Origin of the sequence: Curtobacterium sp. 1544 (assembly GCF_040544915.1) — a bacterium.
Classification (GTDB): Bacteria; Actinomycetota; Actinomycetes; order Actinomycetales; family Microbacteriaceae; genus Curtobacterium; species Curtobacterium pusillum_C.
This window is the reverse complement of sequence record NZ_JBEPKX010000001.1, coordinates 123345-138883: the sequence shown is the minus strand read 5'-3', so window position 1 is coordinate 138883 and position 15539 is coordinate 123345. Positions and strand designations below refer to the sequence as shown.

The following is a 15539-nucleotide window of genomic DNA, read 5'->3' as shown; positions in this document are numbered from 1 at the left end:
GATCAGGGCATGGAACTGCGCGATCTCCGAGCGTTCACGGCGGTCGCCGAGGATCTCTCCTTCAAGGACGCCGCCGCTCGACTGGGCGTGAGCCAGTCGGCGCTCAGCCAGTCGGTCTCGCGCTTCGAGCGGGAACTCGGCGTGTCGTTGTTTGAACGGGGACAGCGGCGAGCGCCGGAGCTCACTCCGCAGGGTCGGGTGCTCGCTGAACAGGCGAAGGCGCTGCTCGACCACGCCGAGCGCGTCGAAGCCTCGGTCGCGGACGAGCCGACGGCGACCGTGCCGCTCAAGGTGTCCTCGATCTCGTCGACGTTCGCCGGCCTGGTGCCTCGCGTCGTCCCGCGGCTCCGTGCGGCGATGCCGGACGTCCGCGTGTCGCTCATGAGCGTGTTCGACACCCACGTCTACCGGGCGGTCCTCGAACACCGCGTCGACTTCGCGTTCGGGCGGCTCGTCGAGGCCCCGGAGGGCGTCGCCCACTCGTTCATCGCGCACGAACCGCTCGTCGCCGCCGTGCCCTCCACACATCCGCTCGCAGCGCGGGAGCGCATCGACCTCGTGGAGCTCCGCGACGACCCGTTCGTGCTCTTCCACCGCGACGAGGGGATCCCGGGCTACGACGCCATCGTCAGCGCATGCGTCCGGGCCGGGTTCTCCCCGCAGATCCGGACGTACTCCCTCGACGACGTCGCCATGCTCTCGTCGATCGCGTGCGGACTCGGGGTCTCACTCATGCCGTTCGTGTCGACGTTGCACGCCTTCGACGGCGTCCGATACGTCCCGGTCACGGACGAGCACGCCACGACACCACTCTCGGTGCTCCGGCGACAGCACGACGGGCTCGTCGCCGCTGACCTGCTCCTGGAGCTCGTCCACGATGAGATGCGCACGCTGGCCGAGCGCGAGGTCGCCCGGGGCAACCGACCGCCGCTCCTCCGCTGACCCTACCGACGGCCCACACCGTCGGCGTTCCGCCCTCGGGTCAGGTCAGCACGCGCGTGAGGAAGTCGTTGCGGAACTTGCCCGCGGGGTCGAGGTCCCGCGCCACAGCAGCGAACGCGTCCAGCCGCGGGTACACCTCGTGCAGGCGTTCGGCGCTCGCGGCCGAGACCTTGCCCCAGTGCGGCCGGGCGTCGAAGGGGGCGAGTGCCTCCTCGATGCGCTGGACCGCGGCGGCCACGGCGTCCGCGTCCCGCCGGAAGGTGAAGTGGATCCCAACCGACTGTCGCCCGGACGACGGCGCGAGCCAGGCGGTGTCGGGTGCGACCGTGCGGACCTCGGCGGCGATGAGCAGCGGCGCGAACATCGACTGCAACGGACGCAGGGCCTGCAGCGCGTCGACGGCGGACGACGCGGGCAGCAGGTACTCCGCCTGGATCTCGGCCCCGGTCGACGGCGTGAACGAGGACCGGAAGTGCGGGAGCCGCTCGGACCACGGTCCGGAGACGCCGCCCTGCTCGGTGACCCCGGCGGGGTCGTTCTCGCCCGGGTGGACGGGGCCGGTCGCCGGCCGGGCCCCGAGCGCGACCAGGTCGACGGCCGGAGCGGGTTCGTCGACGCGGTGCTTCACCCAGACCTGGCGTGCGCTGCGGTCGTCGAACGACGTGAACATCGACACCGAGTACGCGTCCGCCATGACCTCGTCGAAGTGCTCGATGACGGCGTCCCAGGGCAGGTCGAGGTGCACGGTCGTGGCGACCTGGAACGAGGGCTCGATGGCGAGCTCCACCGCGGTGACGACGCCGAGCGCGCCGAGTGCCACCCGGTGCGCGTCCAGGGCGCCGTCGGGCGTGGACGCATCGACGTGCTCGAGTGAACCGTCAGCGCGGACGACCTCGAGGCCGATCACCGCCTGCGCGAGCGACGGGTTGCGGATGCCGGAGCCGTGCGTGCCGGTGGCGACGGCGCCGGCCGTGGAGATGTGCGGCAGGGACGCGAGGTTCGCGAGGGCCCAGCCACGTGCCTCCAGGCCGGCCGCGACCTGACTGTGGATCATGCCGGCGGCGACGCGCACGACGCGACGGTCGGTGTCGATGTCGAGCACCGGCGGCAGGTCCGCCAGCGAGACCTGCAGGGCATCCGTGTCGGCGATCGCGTTGAACGAGTGCCGCGAGCCGAGCGCCGTCAGGCGCGCGGTCGACGCGACGAGTTCCTGCACCGCGGCCACCGAGGTCGGACGCGCCAACCCGGAGGCCCGGTAGGTGACGTTGCCCGCCCAGTTCGTCCGCGTGCGCTGCTCTGCGATCACGTCGCTCATCGTACGGTCCGTGTCCCTCAGAAGCCGCGGTCGAGACGGTGCCACGTCTGCTGGAGACGCAGCTCGTCGCGGAAGCCGCGCGCGGTGGTGTGCTCGTCGATGACCAGGAACTCGGTGCCGACCATGGTCGCGAGGTCCTCGACCACCTGCAGTCCGACGGCCGTCGTCATCACGGTGTGGTGGGCGGCACCGGCGGTGAGCCACGCCTCGGCGGCGACCGGGAACGACGGCCGGGGCTCCCAGACGGCGCGGCCGACGGGCAGGTTCGGCAGGGCCTCGGTCGGGGGCACCACGTCGACGACGTTGGCGGTGAGCCGGAAGCCGTCGCGGGTGTCGGACAGCGCCACGACCACGGCCTCGCCGGCGTCGGCGGTGAAGACCAGGCGCACCGGGTCGTCCTTGCCGCCGATGCCGAGCGGGTGGATCTCGAGCGTCGGCTTGGTCGTGGTGAGGGTCGGCGAGACCTCGAGCATGTGGGCACCGAGGATCTTCTCGGCACCCGGGGTGAGGTCGTAGGTGTAGTCCTCCATCAGGCTCGCGCCACCGGGCAGTCCGGCGCCGGCGACGTTCATCGCACGGACCAGGACGGCCGTCTTCCAGTCACCCTCGGCGCCGAAGCCGTAGCCGTCGGCCATCAGGCGCTGCACGGCGAGACCGGGGAGCTGCTTGAGGGTGCCGAGGTCCTCGAAGTTGGTGGTGAACGCCGCGGACCCGTTCTGCGCGAGAAGGGCGCGGAGGCCGATCTCGATCGCGGCACCGTCGCGGAGCGCGGCACGGCGTGGTCCGCCGTCACGCAGGTCGTCGACGACGTCGTACTGCGCGTCGTACTCCGCCACGAGCGCGTCCACCGCGGCCGTGTCCGCCGCAGCGGCGTCCACCGCGGCAGCCAGCTCGTTCACCGCCCAGGTGTTCACCTGCACGCCGAGCTCGATCTCGGCCTCGGTCTTGTCGCCCTCGGTGACGGCGACGTAGCGCATGTTGTCGCCGAAGCGGGTGAGCTTGAGCTCCCGCACGGCAGCGGCACCGGCTGCGGCACGGGTCCAGTTCGCGACCCGCTGCTGCACGCGGGGGTCCGAGACGTGCCCGACGGCGGTGGCGTGCCGGACCCCGAGGCGCGCGAGGGCGTACCCGAACTCCCGGTCGCCGTGCGCGGCCTGGTTGAGGTTCATGAAGTCGAAGTCGATGTCCGCCCACGGCAGGGTGACGTTCGCCTGCGTGTGCAGGTGCAGCAGCGGCTTCGTGAGCGCCTGGAGCCCGCCGATCCACATCTTCGCGGGGCTGAACGTGTGCATCCACGTCGTGACGCCGATGACCTTGTCGTCGGCGCTGGCCTCGATGAGGGCGCGACGGATGCCGTCGGCGTCCTTCAGGACCGGCTTCCAGACGAGCTTGACCGGCAGCGCACCGGCCAGTTCGGCGTGCACGGCCTTGCTCTGCTCCTCGACCTGGCGCAGGGTCTCCTCGCCGTAGAGCCCCTGGGACCCGGTGAGGAACCAGACCTCGTAGCTGTCCAGGGTGGCCTGGGGGTTCACCTGCGTCATCGCATGGCTCCTTCGGGGTTCTGTCCGTAGACGTTCTGGTAGCGATCGAAGAGTCGATCGATGTCTTCCTGCGCGATCGGCACGGTCTCGCCGCCCTGCCGTGCGATGTGCACGGTCCGGGCGACGTCCTCGCACATCACGGCGGCCTTCACGGCGTCCTTCGCGTCCTTGCCGATCGTGAACACGCCGTGGTTCTGCATCAGGACCGCGCGGGAGCGGTGGCCGCTGAGCGTCTCGACGATGCCGTGACCGATCGAGTCGTCGCCGATGATCGCGAACGGGCCGACCGGGATCGGGCCGCCGAACTCGTCCGCCATCGCCGTGATCACGCACGGGATCTCCTCGGCGCGGGCAGCCCACGCCGTCGCGTAGGTCGAGTGGGTGTGCACGACACCGTCGACCTCGGGCATGTTCCGGTACACGTACGCGTGGGCGGCGGTGTCGGAGGACGGACCGTGCTCGTTGCCCCAGCCCTCGGCGGGCACACCGTCGAGCGTGCAGACCACCTGGTTCTCCGGGGTCAGGTCGTCGCTCGACACACCGGACGGCTTGATGACGAACAGGTCGGTGCCGGGAACGCGCTCGGAGACGTTGCCGCCGGTCCAGATCACGAGGCCGTAGCGCACGAGTTCACCGTGCAGGCTCGCGACGCGCTCACGGGTGGCGGCGACCGCCTGCTGGATCTCGTCGTTCATCGGGTCACTTCCTCTTCCTGGAGGCGCGGCTCGGCACCCGCCGTCGGCTCGCCGTGGTGGGTGGTGGCGCTGGGTCGGGTCGCGTGGCTGGTAGCAGCGGCTGCTGCGTCCTGGACGGGGAGCGCTGCACGGTACCGGCCGAGGTAGGTCTGGAAGCCGTCGACGTCGCCCGGCGCGGGGTCGGCCACGTGCACGGCATCGCCGCCGAACACCGTGTCCGCCAGGAAGTCCGCCAGGTGCTGGTCGGTGTGCTCGAGGTAGGCGGCGAGCACGGCGATGCCCCAGGCGCCGCCCTCGCCCGCGGTCTCCTCGAGGGCGACCGGGACCCGCAGGGCCGCGGCGAGCAACTGCTGCGGCGCACCGGGGGTACGGAAGACACCGCCGTGCGCCGTCATCCGGTCGATCTGGACGTGCTCGCCGTGCAGGACGTCCATGCCGATCGCGAGGGTGGCGAAGGCGCCGTGCACCTCGGAGCGGACGAGGTTGCCGAGCGTGAACCGTGCGTCCGGGGTCCGGAGCAGCAGGGGTCGGCCGTCCTCGACGTGCGTGACGGGCTCCCCCGCGAGGTAGTTGAAGGACAGGAGCCCGCCGGCGTCCGGGTCGGCGTGCTCGGCTTCGCCCAGGAGGACCCGGAACACGTCGTCCGTCGCCATCGGGCTGCCCGACGCTTCGGCGAACCGTCCGAAGACCTTCGCCCAGCTCGCGATCTCACTCGCCCCGTTGTTGCAGTGCACCATCGCGACGGCGTCACCGGAGGGGGTCGTCACGACGTCGAGTTCCTCGTGCGGGGTGCTCAGCGGGTGCTCGAGGACGACCATCGCGAAGATGCTCGTGCCGACGCTGACGTTGCCGGTGCGGGGAGCGACGGCGTTCGTCGCGACCATGCCCGTGCCGGCGTCACCCTCGGGCGGGCAGAGCGGGACGCCGGGCTGCAGGGTGCCGGTCGGGTCGAGCCACGCGGCGCCCTCGGGGGTGAGGTCGCCGGCGTGCTCCCCGGCGACGAGCACCTCGGGCAGGAGCGTGCGGAGATCGGGGACGGCTCCGCCCAGCAGGTCCTGCGCCGTGGCGAGCTTGTCGCGGTCCCAGTCCCGGTGGCCGGGCTCGCCGGGACCGCTGTCGACCGGGCCGCTGTCGATGGGGAACATCCCGGAGGCGTCGCCGACGCCGAGGACGTCGCGTCCGGTGAGCCGGTGGTGGACGTAGCCGGCGAGCGTGGTGACCCGGGCGAGCTCGGCGACGTGGGGCTCCTCGTCGAGGACCGCCTGGTACAGGTGCGCGACCGACCAGCGCAGCGGGACGTTGAAGTCGAGGGCGTCGCTGAGCCGTTCGGCGGCGGGACCGGTCGAGGTGTTGCGCCAGGTGCGGAACGGCACGAGCAGCTCGCCCGCGGCGTCGAACGCGAGGTACCCGTGCATCATCGCGCTGACGCCGGCGGCGCGGAAGGTCGTCGGGGTGACGCCGTACTGCGCCTCGACGTCGGCCACGAGGGCGGCGTAGGCGGCGCGGAGTCCGGTCTCGACGGCTTCGAGGGAGTAGGTCCAGCGGCCGTCGACGAACTCGTTCTCCCACTCGTGGGCGCCCGCGGCGACGGGCACGAGGTCCTCGTCCACCAGGCACGCCTTGATGCGTGTGGAGCCGAGCTCGATGCCGAGTGTCGTGCGGCCGTCCACGACCTGCTGCCGGCGATCGTCGCCCATGCGTTCCTCCAGAACCTCATCGTCCTCCGTGAGCGCTCACATCCTGGCACGTGAGCGCTCACTCATGCAACGCCGCCGCGCGTCGGACGCTGCACCGAAGCGCTCGATCCAACCCCGAACGATCCCCGAGGGGTGAAATACGTCGCGCTCACCTCGCCTCATCGGCGTGTTGCGCCCGCTCGCCGCGCATACGACGGCACGTCTTGCCCGGTCGGCGCCAGCGGCTGCGCGACGCGGACGCCGGCGCCGGCGGGAAGGCCTGGCGTGCACGCGCGGCATGCCCGCCCGCCTCGCACCCCGCGAACGGGCAGGACCCGCCGTCAGTGTGACAGCGAGCGGGCAGAACGCACCGGTCGGGGACGTCGAGCGCGACGTATTTCACCCGCTCGGGAAGCAGGCGCACCCCGCGGGCTACGCGCCGATCGTGCTCTCGCGGATGACGAGCGTCGGGGTGACCGCAGAGGACGCCGCCGCCCCACCGTCGATCAGGTCGAGGAGCGCCCGCCCCGCCACACGCCCGAGCTCCTCGAGCCGCAGGTCGACCGTGGTCAGCGGCGGCCGGCTCGCGAGCGCCATCACGTCCCAGTCGTCGAACCCGGTGACCGCGACGTCGTCGGGGACGGACCGACCGACCTCCCGCAGTCGATCGCACACGCCACGGGCGATCTGGTCGCTCCCGCAGACGATCGCGTCGACGTCCACCGACCCCCGAGCGAGCACGTCGACCGCCTGTCGTCCCCACCGCTCCGACCACTCGCCGTACAGCGGTTCGCCGACGAGCCGGGACCCGAGCACCGAGACGGCACCGGACACGCGGCGCTCGGCGGACCGGTGCCGCGCGGGCCCGGTGACGATCGCGACCCGCTGCCGTCCGAGCGACAGCACGTGCGATGCCACCTCGGCGCTGCCGGCGGAGTCGTCGAGGGTGATCGAGACGTCGGCGTCCGAGGTCGACGGCGTGAAGGCGTAGACGACCGGGATGGACACGTCGATCGGCGGCCTGGGGTCCGCGGAACGCCCGGTCACGATGATGCCGTCGACGCCGCGCGCGGCGAGCGAGCGGAGGTAGTGGGCCTCGCGGACGTGGTCGTCGCGGGTGTCGCAGAGCAGCACGGCCATCTGCCCGGCGGACAGGGCGTCCTCGGCGCCGAGCAGCACGGGGATCGAGAACCGGCCGAACGAGTCCGTCGTGATCATGCCGACCGTGTAGGTCCGGCCGGACGACAGCGCACGAGCACGGGCGTCGCCGACGAACCCGAGCTTCTCGGCGGCGTCCTTCACCCGGGCGCGGGTGGCGTCCCGGAGCTGTCCGGTCCCGTTGAGGGCCTTCGACGCGGTGCCGATCGACACCCCGGCGAGCGCGGCGACGTCGGTGATCCGGACGGGCTGCGAGACACGATCGACCGTCACGGCAACCACCTTTCCGACCCACGAACTGAGATGACGATCATATGCATTCGACGCGGACGACCCTTGCGCAACGGTCAGACGTGTCGTAGCGTCCCCGCCAGAAACCGTTTTCCGGCACCGATCGACGGACCGGCCGACGGACCAGTCACATCGCAAGGAGGCGACATGACCACCCCACCCGCGACCGACAGCCGCGCGCGCACCGCGACCAGCCGCGCGCACACCGCGACCCCGGTCCTCCCGACCGCCGACGCGCACCTCACGCTCCGGCCCCTTCCGACCGGCGACGCCCGGATCACCGGCGGCTTCTGGGCCCTCCGGCAGGAGCGGAACGGCCGTGACGCGATCCGCGGCGGGTACGCCCTGCTCGAGGCCGCGGGGAACTTCCGGAACCTCCGGATCGCCGCCGGGCTCGAGGAGGGCGAGGCTACCGGCCCGATCTTCATGGACTCCGACGTGACGAAGTGGCTCGAGGCGGTGGCGTGGGAGTACGGCCGCGCCCCGTCCGAGGACCTGCTCGAACTGCAGCGCGAGGTCACCGCCCTCTACGCCCAGGCGCAGGCCGACGACGGCTACCTCGACTCCGTGCAGCAGATCCGCGGGAAGGGCGAGCGGTACACGGACCTCAAGTGGAGCCACGAGATGTACTGCGCCGGGCACCTGTACCAGGCCGCCGTGGCGCAGCACCGGGCGACGGGCGACACCGGTCTGCTCGACATCGCGGTCAAGAACGCCGACCACCTCGTCCGCACGTTCGGTGACGGGCCGGGCAAGAAGACCGACGTCGACGGCCACCCCGTCGTCGAGATGGGCCTCGTCGAGCTCTACCGCGAGACCGGCGACCGCGACTACCTCGACCTCGCGCACTGGTTCGTGGACGCCCGCGGGCACGGCATCATCGAGCGGGCCGGCGGCGAACCGACGTACTTCTCCGACCGCGTGCCGAGTCGACAGGCCACGACCGTCGAGGGGCACGCCGTCCGCGCCGTGTACCTGGCGGCCGGAGCGGTCGACGTCGCGATCGAGACCGGCGACACCGAACTCCTGACGGCGAGCGAGCGGCAGTTCGCGGACATGCTCGCGACGAAGGCGTTCATCACGGGCGGCCTCGGTGCCCGCTGGGACTGGGAGGCGTTCGGCGACCCGTACGAGCTCCCGACCGACCGCGGCTACGCCGAGACCTGCGCGGCGATCGGCGGCATCCAGTGGGCCTGGCGCCTGCTGCTCGCGACCGGCAAGCCCGAGTACGCCGACGCGATCGAGCGCCTGCTGTACAACGCGTTCCTCGCCGGGGTGAGCCTGGCCGGCACGGAGTACTTCTACGTGAACCCGCTGCAGCAGCGCGACCACGCCCACCAAGACGAGAACCGCTCCCCCGCGCACGGGCGCCGCGGCTGGTTCGACTGCGCGTGCTGCCCGCCGAACATCATGCGGACGTTCGCGAGCCTGGACGGCTACCTGGCGACCGCGACCGACGGCGGTTTGCAGCTGCACCAGTACGCCACAGCGTCGCTCGGCCGGGTCGACGTCGAGACCGGCTACCCGCACGACGGCCACGTGCGCGTCACGGTCACCGAGGACGGCCCGCTCGCCCTCGGTCTGCGGATCCCCGCGTGGTCGGACACCACGAAGGTCACGGGTCCGGACGGCACGGACAGCCCCGCGCCGGGCACGCTGCACGTCATCGACCGCGAGTGGACCGCCGGCGACACCGTCGAGCTCGCCTTCGACACGACGCCGCACCGGTACGTCGCCGACACCCGGATCGACGCCGCCCGCGGGCAGGTCGCGATCGAGCGCGGCCCGCTCGTGTACGCGGTCGAGCAGGCGGACCAGCAGGGCTTCACGGTCGACGACCTGACGGTCGACGCGGACGCGACGATCACCGAGGACCGCCAGGACGGGTTGCTCGACGGCATCGTCACGCTGCGCGTTCCGGGTCGTGCGCCTGCCGAGCACGTGCAGGCAGCGTGGCCGTACCGACGACTGGACGGGCCGGGAGGCGCGGATCACGCTCTGGACGCCACCAGCGTCGACGACGCGGCCGGCGCTGCGGGCCCCGCCACGGGCCTCCAGGCGGTCACCGCGACTGCGGTCCCCTACTACGCCTGGGCGAACCGCGGCGCCGCGCCGATGCGCGTCTGGCTCCCGCTGGCGCGGTGACGTGATGCTGCGCAGAGCGTTCCTCGCCGGCGGTCTCGCCGGCGGGGCGGCCCTCACCCTGGCGGCCTGCTCCGGCACGCTGCCCAAGGTCGACGCGAAGGCGGCGTCGTTCGGCCGGAACGCGACCGGCACGGTGCACGTCTGGTGCCGGTCGGCGACACAGGCCGGTCTCACGGCGGCCGTCGCCGGGTTCAACAAGGCGAACCCGAAGCTGCAGGTCGAGCTCACGCCGGTGCCCGACGGGCAGTACGTGACGAAGCTCGCGACCGCGATCCGTGGCGGTGAGCCGCCGGACGTCGTGGACATCGACGACATCAACTCGCAGCTGTTCATCTTCCGCGAGGCGTTCGCCGACCTCACCGACGTCGTCAAGGGCCTGGACTACTTCGACGCGATCTCTCCGGGACATCTGCGGCTGCTCGAGTACCGGGACCGGTACTACGGGCTGCCGTACCTGGCGGACAACTCGCAGTTGTTCGTCAACACGGAGCTGTTCGAGCGGGCCGGACTCGACGTCGCGGACTCGACGAAGGACCTCGACTCGCTGCTCGCCGCGGCGAAGGCGATCCGGAAGACCGGCGACGACGTCTACGGCTGGTCGATCTCCGGCAACGCCGCGGGCATCATCGGCTTCGTCACGCAGCCGCACGTCTGGGCCACCGGCGTCGACATGATGTCCGGCGAGGTCGGGTCCCAGCAGGCGAACATCACCGGCAACGAGGCCCTCGAACGCATGCTCGAGTTCTACCGGCAGCTGTGGAAGGACGGCGTGCTCTCGAAGGCGACGTACTCCGACGCGGGCACCACGTGGGGCGCGGACTTCCGAGCCGGCAAGGTCGGCATCTTCCCGACCTCGTACGGCGCCACGGTCCCGGCCGCGACGAAGGCGATGCGGGCGAAGATGCGGACGGTGCTCATCCCGTCGTGGGACGGCAAGCGGTCGTTCTTCGACGGCGGCGACAACATGTGCATCCCGAACGGGGCGGCGAACCCGTCCGGCGGCTGGGCGTTCATGCAGTACGCGAACGGGCTGCAGCAGCAGCAGGCGCTCCCCGACGGCGGGTACTTCCCGACCCGGTCGGACGCCGCGACCCCGGAGTACCGGAAGCAGTACCCGCTCGCGTTCGGCCCGCTCGACGCCATCGACAAGGGCTACGCGCCGCGGACGCTCGCGTACAACCTGCTCAACAACCAGCCGTCGTCGCCGTACTTCGCGATGTTCCGACAGGCAGTGTTCGGCTCGGGAGCCGCCGCGGCCATGAAGACCGCGCAGTCCGAGTACCAGCGGATCCTCGACCAGGTCCAGGCCTGACCGTTGCACAGAGAGGTGCAGACATGACCACCATCTCCACCCGGCGCTCCGCCGGCCGGACCGGTGCGGGCCGACCCACCGTGGGCCGCGGCCCGGTCCGGACCCGCAACTCGCTCACGCACCCGCCGCGCACCGGCGCCGTGCTCGTCGCCCCCGCGATCCTCTTCGTCGCGGTGTTCGTCCTCGCCCCGCTCGTGTTCGCGCTGTACATCTCGTTCACGAACTGGCCCCTGATCGGCCCGTACCGGTTCATCGGCCTGCAGAACTACGCGACGCTGTTCCAGGACCCGACGTTCGTGCACGCCATCGGCTACACGCTGCTGTACACGGCGATCGTCACGCTGCCGATCCTGGCGCTCGGGTACTTCCTGGCCGTCCTGGTCCGTGCGCGGCGACGCGGGAGCACCCTGCTCCGGACGGTGTTCTTCCTGCCGTACGTCGTCGGGCTCACCACGCTGTCGTTCATGCTCGTGCTCGAGGCCCAGCCGAACTCCGGCGCCGTCAACATGGTGCTCCGCTGGCTCGGCATCACCGACGGCAGTACCGCCTGGCTCGTGAACGGCCCCCTCGCGACGCTGCTCATCTGCGTGCTCGTCGTCTGGGCCGTGTCCGGGCTGACGATGGTGCTGCTCATGTCCGCGATGCAGGGCGTCCCGGACGAGGTGTACGAGTCCGCGCAGCTCGAGGGCGCGTCGTGGTGGCAGACCGAACGGCTCATCACCTTCCCGATGATCCGGTCGACGGTCGCGCTCAGCGTGATCATCTCGGTGATCGGGTCGCTGCTGGCGTTCAACCAGTTCTACATCCTGACCCAGGGCGGGCCGGGGACCGAGACCACCACCATCGTCAACGCCATCTACAACCGCGGGTTCGTGAACCTGCAGCTCGGAGCCGCGACCGCCCAGTCGATCGCACTCGTCATCGTCATCGCCGCCGTCACGGTGTTCCAGTTCTGGGCACTCCGAGAGAAGGACTGAGCCATGAGCACCACGACACCGCGGGCCTCGCTCGCCGCCCCGGACCTGTCCACGCGGACCCTCACGACCGGCGGCGACGGGCGCAGGCGGCGCCACCACCAGGGCAGCGTGCAGCACCCGCGCGACACCGCCGTCAAGCGCACGCTCTACGCGATCGCCGGCATCGGTTCGGCGCTCGTGTTCGGCGTCCCGCTCGTCTGGTCGATCCTGCGGGCGTTCCAACCCGAGGCCGTGATCACGCAGGCACCGGACCCGGCGACCTTCTTCCAGCTCGGCTGGCAGAACTTCAGCGCCGTGTTCAGCTCGTCGTCGCACCTGCTGACGGGAGTGTTCAACTCGGTGATCGTCTCGGTGTCGACGGCCGTCCTGACCGCGGTCATCGCGACGATGGCCGGGTACGGGTTCGCCCGCTTCCGGTTCGGCGGGTCGGGGCTCGTGTTCGGACTCGTGCTGCTGACGATGATGGTGCCGTTCCAGGCCATCCTGACGCCGCTGTACCTCGAGCTGAACGCGATGAAGCTCACGAACTCGCTGCTCGGGCTCGTGCTGTTCTACACGACCGTGAACCTGCCGTTCGGGGTCTTCGTGATGCGGAACGCGTTCGAGTCGATCCCGACCGAGCTCGAGGACTCGGCGTTCGTCGACGGGGCGTCCCGCTTCCGGGTCGTCGTGTCCGTTCTCCGTCCGCTGCTCCTGCCCGGGGCCGCCACCGCCGCACTGTACGCGTTCCTGGCGTCGTGGACGGAGTTCCTCGGAGCGCTGACCTTCCTGACGAAGGACTCGCTCTACACGCTGCCCGTCGCGCTGCTGAACCTGCAGACCGGCGCGTACGGGCAGGTGTCGTACGGGAACCTCGTCGCCGGGTCGGTGGTGGCGATGATCCCGTGCATCGCGCTCTACGTCGGGCTGCAGCGGTTCTACGTCGCGGGCCTGTCGTCGGGTGCGTTGAAGGGCTGACGGTCGGGTCGGCTCGGAGCGGCGCCCCCCTCGCACCGTGCGAGGGGGCGCCGCCAGTGTGCGAGGTTCCGAGCACCGTGGGACGGCGCAAACCCCGCACCGAGCGCGGAACCTCGCACACTGCGTGCGCCTCGCCGCCGCTACGCGCTCCGACGCACCACGAGCTCGGGCAGGAGCAGGGTCTCGTCGCGGGGTTCGCCCTCGACGAGCGCCCGCACCGTGTCGAGCACGCGTTCGCCCATCGCCCGGAAGTCCTGGCGCACGGTGGTGAGGGGCGGGGTGAAGTGCGCGGCCTCGGGGACGTCGTCGAACCCGACGACCGCGATGTCGTCCGGTACCCGGAGCCCCTCGTCGGCGAAGGCGTGCAGCACCCCGAGCGCCATCTGGTCGTTCCCGGCGAACACCGCGTCGACGGTGTGGACGTCGATGGTCCGGGCGGCCGCGAAACCACTGGCCGGGGTCCAGTCACCGTCGAGCACCACGGGTTCGAGCCCGGCGTCGCGCATGATCCGCTCGTAGGTCACCCGGCGCACCTCGGACTCCTGCGAGACCGCTGGTCCGGCGATGTGCACGATCCGCCGGTGCCCGTGGTCGAACAGGTGCCGCATGACGAGTTCCGCGCCGGCGGACTGGTCGATCGCGACCGCGGCGACGCTGGGTGCCACCGGAGCTCGGGCGGCGTCGCGCTGGACCGCGTTCGCCACGACGACGGGCACCGTGACCGGGACGGTCAGCGAGGCGAGGGCGTCCAGCACCCGGTTGTCGGCGGCGACGAGCACGATCGCGGCGACGTCCTGGGCGAGCAGCGTCACGAGGGCGTTCGACAGGTCGACGGGACGGGGGTCGTCGGGCAACGTCGAGAGCAGCACGTGGTACCCGGCCGACCGGGCTGCCCGTTCGAAGCCGATGGCGGTGCTCGACGGTCCGTACAGGGCGTCGCCCGCGGTGATGATGCCGAGCGCGCGACTGCGTCCCCCGGCGAGCGCCCGGGCCGCGGCACGGGGGCGGTACCCCAGTGCGGCGACGGCGTCGGACACCTGGGCGCGGAACTGCTCACGGACCGTCGGGTCGCCGTTGATCACCCGGGAGACGGTCTGGTGGGAGACGCCCGCGCGCTCGGCGACGTCGAAGATCGTGGGGGCCTTGCGACGTTTGCCGCCGGCGTCCCCGAGCGCGGTCGTGGTCGTCACGAGGCCAACCGTACCGCGCAGTCCGGCCGACGCGACAAGATCGCGAAACGGTCACGATGAGTTGACACCCCGTCACGGAACCCACAGTATGTGAGCGCTCACACGAGCAAATCCCGCGGGGCACAGCAGCCCCGGCACCCGAGTGCGTCGACGTCGACGCGCAGGAACTGAGGTACTTCGATGATGAAGCGCAAGATCGTCGCGGGCGTCGCCGCCCTCGGCATCGCCATCGCCCTGGCCGGTTGCTCGGCCGGCGGCCGTGCGTCCACCGACGGCGGCGGCAGCACCGACAACAAGGGCGCCCTCGTCGGCGTCGCGATGCCGACCAAGGTCTCGGAACGCTGGATCAAGGACGGCAACGCGGTCAAGAGCGACCTCGAGAAGGCCGGCTACAAGGTCGACCTCGAGTACGGCGACAACAAGGTCCAGCAGCAGGCGCAGCAGGTCAGCAACATGATCACGAAGGGCGCGAAGGTCCTCATCATCGCGTCGATCGACGGCGGGGCACTCTCCGACCAGCTCGACGCCGCCGCGAAGGCCGGCATCAAGGTGATCTCGTACGACCGTCTGCTCACGGGCAACAAGAACGTCGACTACTACGTCTCGTTCGACAACGAGAAGGTCGGCGTCGACCAGGCGAACAGCCTGCTCACCGGCCTCGGCGTCCTCGACGCGGACGGCAAGAAGACCGGCGAGAAGGGACCGTTCAACATCGAGGTCTTCGCCGGATCGCTCGACGACAACAACGCGGGCTTCTTCTTCAACGGTGCGATGAAGACCCTCAAGCCGTACCTCGAGGACGGCACGCTGAAGATCCAGTCCGGCCAGGACCAGCTCTCCCAGGCCGCGACGCAGCAGTGGGACCCGGCGACCGCCAAGGCCCGCATGCAGAACCTGATCGCGAAGTCCTACTCGGGCGGCACGACGCTCAACGGCGTGCTCTCGCCGTACGACGGCATGTCGATCGGCATCATCTCGGCGCTCCAGGGTGCCGGGTACGGATCGAGTGACCGCCCGCTTCCGACCATCACCGGTCAGGACGCCGAGCAGGCCAGCGTGAAGTCGATCATCGCCGGCCAGCAGTACTCGACCATCTACAAGGACACGCGCAAGCTCGCGAAGCAGTCCGTGACGATGGCGGAGGACCTGCTCACGGGCAAGAAGCCCGAGGTCAACGACACGAAGAGCTACGACAACAAGGTCAAGGTCGTCCCGACCTACCTCTTCCAGCCGACGGTCGTCACGAAGGACAACTACAAGGAAGTCCTCGTCGACTCGGGCTACTACACCGAAGCCGACCTGAAGTAGTCGCAACCCATCCGTCGGACTGGAGGCGCGGG

Annotated in this window: 12 protein-coding genes; 6 read left to right on the top strand and 6 right to left on the bottom strand. The window is 70.9% G+C overall.

Annotation, left to right across the window (positions count from 1 at the left end):
* The first annotated feature begins 9 nt into the window (after positions 1-9).
* On the top strand, positions 10-942 hold the full coding sequence (locus tag ABIC61_RS00675) for a LysR family transcriptional regulator (protein WP_354028420.1): 933 nt from the start codon (positions 10-12) through the stop codon (positions 940-942).
* 40 nt (positions 943-982) lie between these two features.
* On the opposite strand, the gene ABIC61_RS00670 is transcribed toward ABIC61_RS00675, so the two are convergent.
* The 5 genes from ABIC61_RS00670 to ABIC61_RS00650 all read right to left on the bottom strand — a co-directional run bounded on the left by ABIC61_RS00670 (position 983) and on the right by ABIC61_RS00650 (position 7600).
* Entirely contained in the window at positions 983-2257 is a 1275-nt protein-coding gene (locus ABIC61_RS00670; RefSeq protein ID WP_502908770.1) for a D-arabinono-1,4-lactone oxidase, read from the bottom strand.
* A gap of 17 nt (positions 2258-2274) precedes the next feature.
* The gene (araA, locus tag ABIC61_RS00665) at positions 2275-3798 is read right to left on the bottom strand and encodes an L-arabinose isomerase (protein WP_354028418.1); all 1524 of its coding nucleotides are present in this window, start codon (positions 3796-3798) and stop codon (positions 2275-2277) included.
* Positions 3795-4493 carry an L-ribulose-5-phosphate 4-epimerase gene (locus tag ABIC61_RS00660; RefSeq protein WP_354028417.1) on the bottom strand — a complete coding sequence of 233 codons (699 nt, stop codon included), beginning with the start codon at positions 4491-4493 and terminating at the stop codon, positions 3795-3797. Before ABIC61_RS00660 ends, araA begins: the two co-directional genes overlap by 4 nt.
* Positions 4490-6190, bottom strand: coding sequence for a xylulokinase (locus ABIC61_RS00655; protein WP_354028416.1), 1701 nt, complete (start codon positions 6188-6190; stop codon positions 4490-4492). The genes ABIC61_RS00660 and ABIC61_RS00655 overlap by 4 nt, the downstream gene beginning before the upstream one ends.
* Positions 6191-6601: 411 nt before the next feature.
* On the bottom strand, positions 6602-7600 hold the full coding sequence (locus ABIC61_RS00650) for a LacI family DNA-binding transcriptional regulator (protein WP_354028415.1): 999 nt from the start codon (positions 7598-7600) through the stop codon (positions 6602-6604).
* Between the two features lie 165 nt (positions 7601-7765).
* On the opposite strand from ABIC61_RS00650, the gene ABIC61_RS00645 reads away from it, so the two are divergent.
* From ABIC61_RS00645 to ABIC61_RS00630, 4 genes are read left to right on the top strand one after another with little or no spacing between them, the layout of a single operon-like run.
* Complete coding sequence (locus tag ABIC61_RS00645; RefSeq protein ID WP_354028414.1) at positions 7766-9763, top strand: glycoside hydrolase family 127 protein; 1998 nt, start codon at positions 7766-7768, stop codon at positions 9761-9763.
* Between the two features lie 4 nt (positions 9764-9767).
* Positions 9768-11075 carry an ABC transporter substrate-binding protein gene (locus ABIC61_RS00640; RefSeq protein WP_354028551.1) on the top strand — a complete coding sequence of 436 codons (1308 nt, stop codon included), beginning with the start codon at positions 9768-9770 and terminating at the stop codon, positions 11073-11075.
* A 23-nt stretch (positions 11076-11098) separates the two neighbouring features.
* Positions 11099-12052 (top strand): carbohydrate ABC transporter permease, encoded by a 954-nt coding sequence (locus tag ABIC61_RS00635; protein WP_144751537.1) that lies wholly within the window; start codon positions 11099-11101, stop codon positions 12050-12052.
* A 3-nt stretch (positions 12053-12055) separates the two neighbouring features.
* A complete protein-coding gene (locus ABIC61_RS00630) occupies positions 12056-13009 on the top strand; it encodes a carbohydrate ABC transporter permease (protein ID WP_144751534.1) in 954 nt (317 codons plus the stop codon).
* Positions 13010-13149: 140 nt separating this feature from the next.
* Here ABIC61_RS00630 and ABIC61_RS00625 read toward each other — a convergent pair whose 3' ends face one another.
* A complete protein-coding gene (locus ABIC61_RS00625; RefSeq protein ID WP_144751531.1) occupies positions 13150-14199 on the bottom strand; it encodes a LacI family DNA-binding transcriptional regulator in 1050 nt (349 codons plus the stop codon).
* A 180-nt stretch (positions 14200-14379) separates the two neighbouring features.
* Between ABIC61_RS00625 and chvE the strand changes: the two genes are divergently transcribed.
* Entirely contained in the window at positions 14380-15507 is a 1128-nt protein-coding gene (gene chvE / locus ABIC61_RS00620; RefSeq protein WP_144751528.1) for a multiple monosaccharide ABC transporter substrate-binding protein, read from the top strand.
* The last annotated feature ends 32 nt before the right edge of the window (positions 15508-15539 follow it).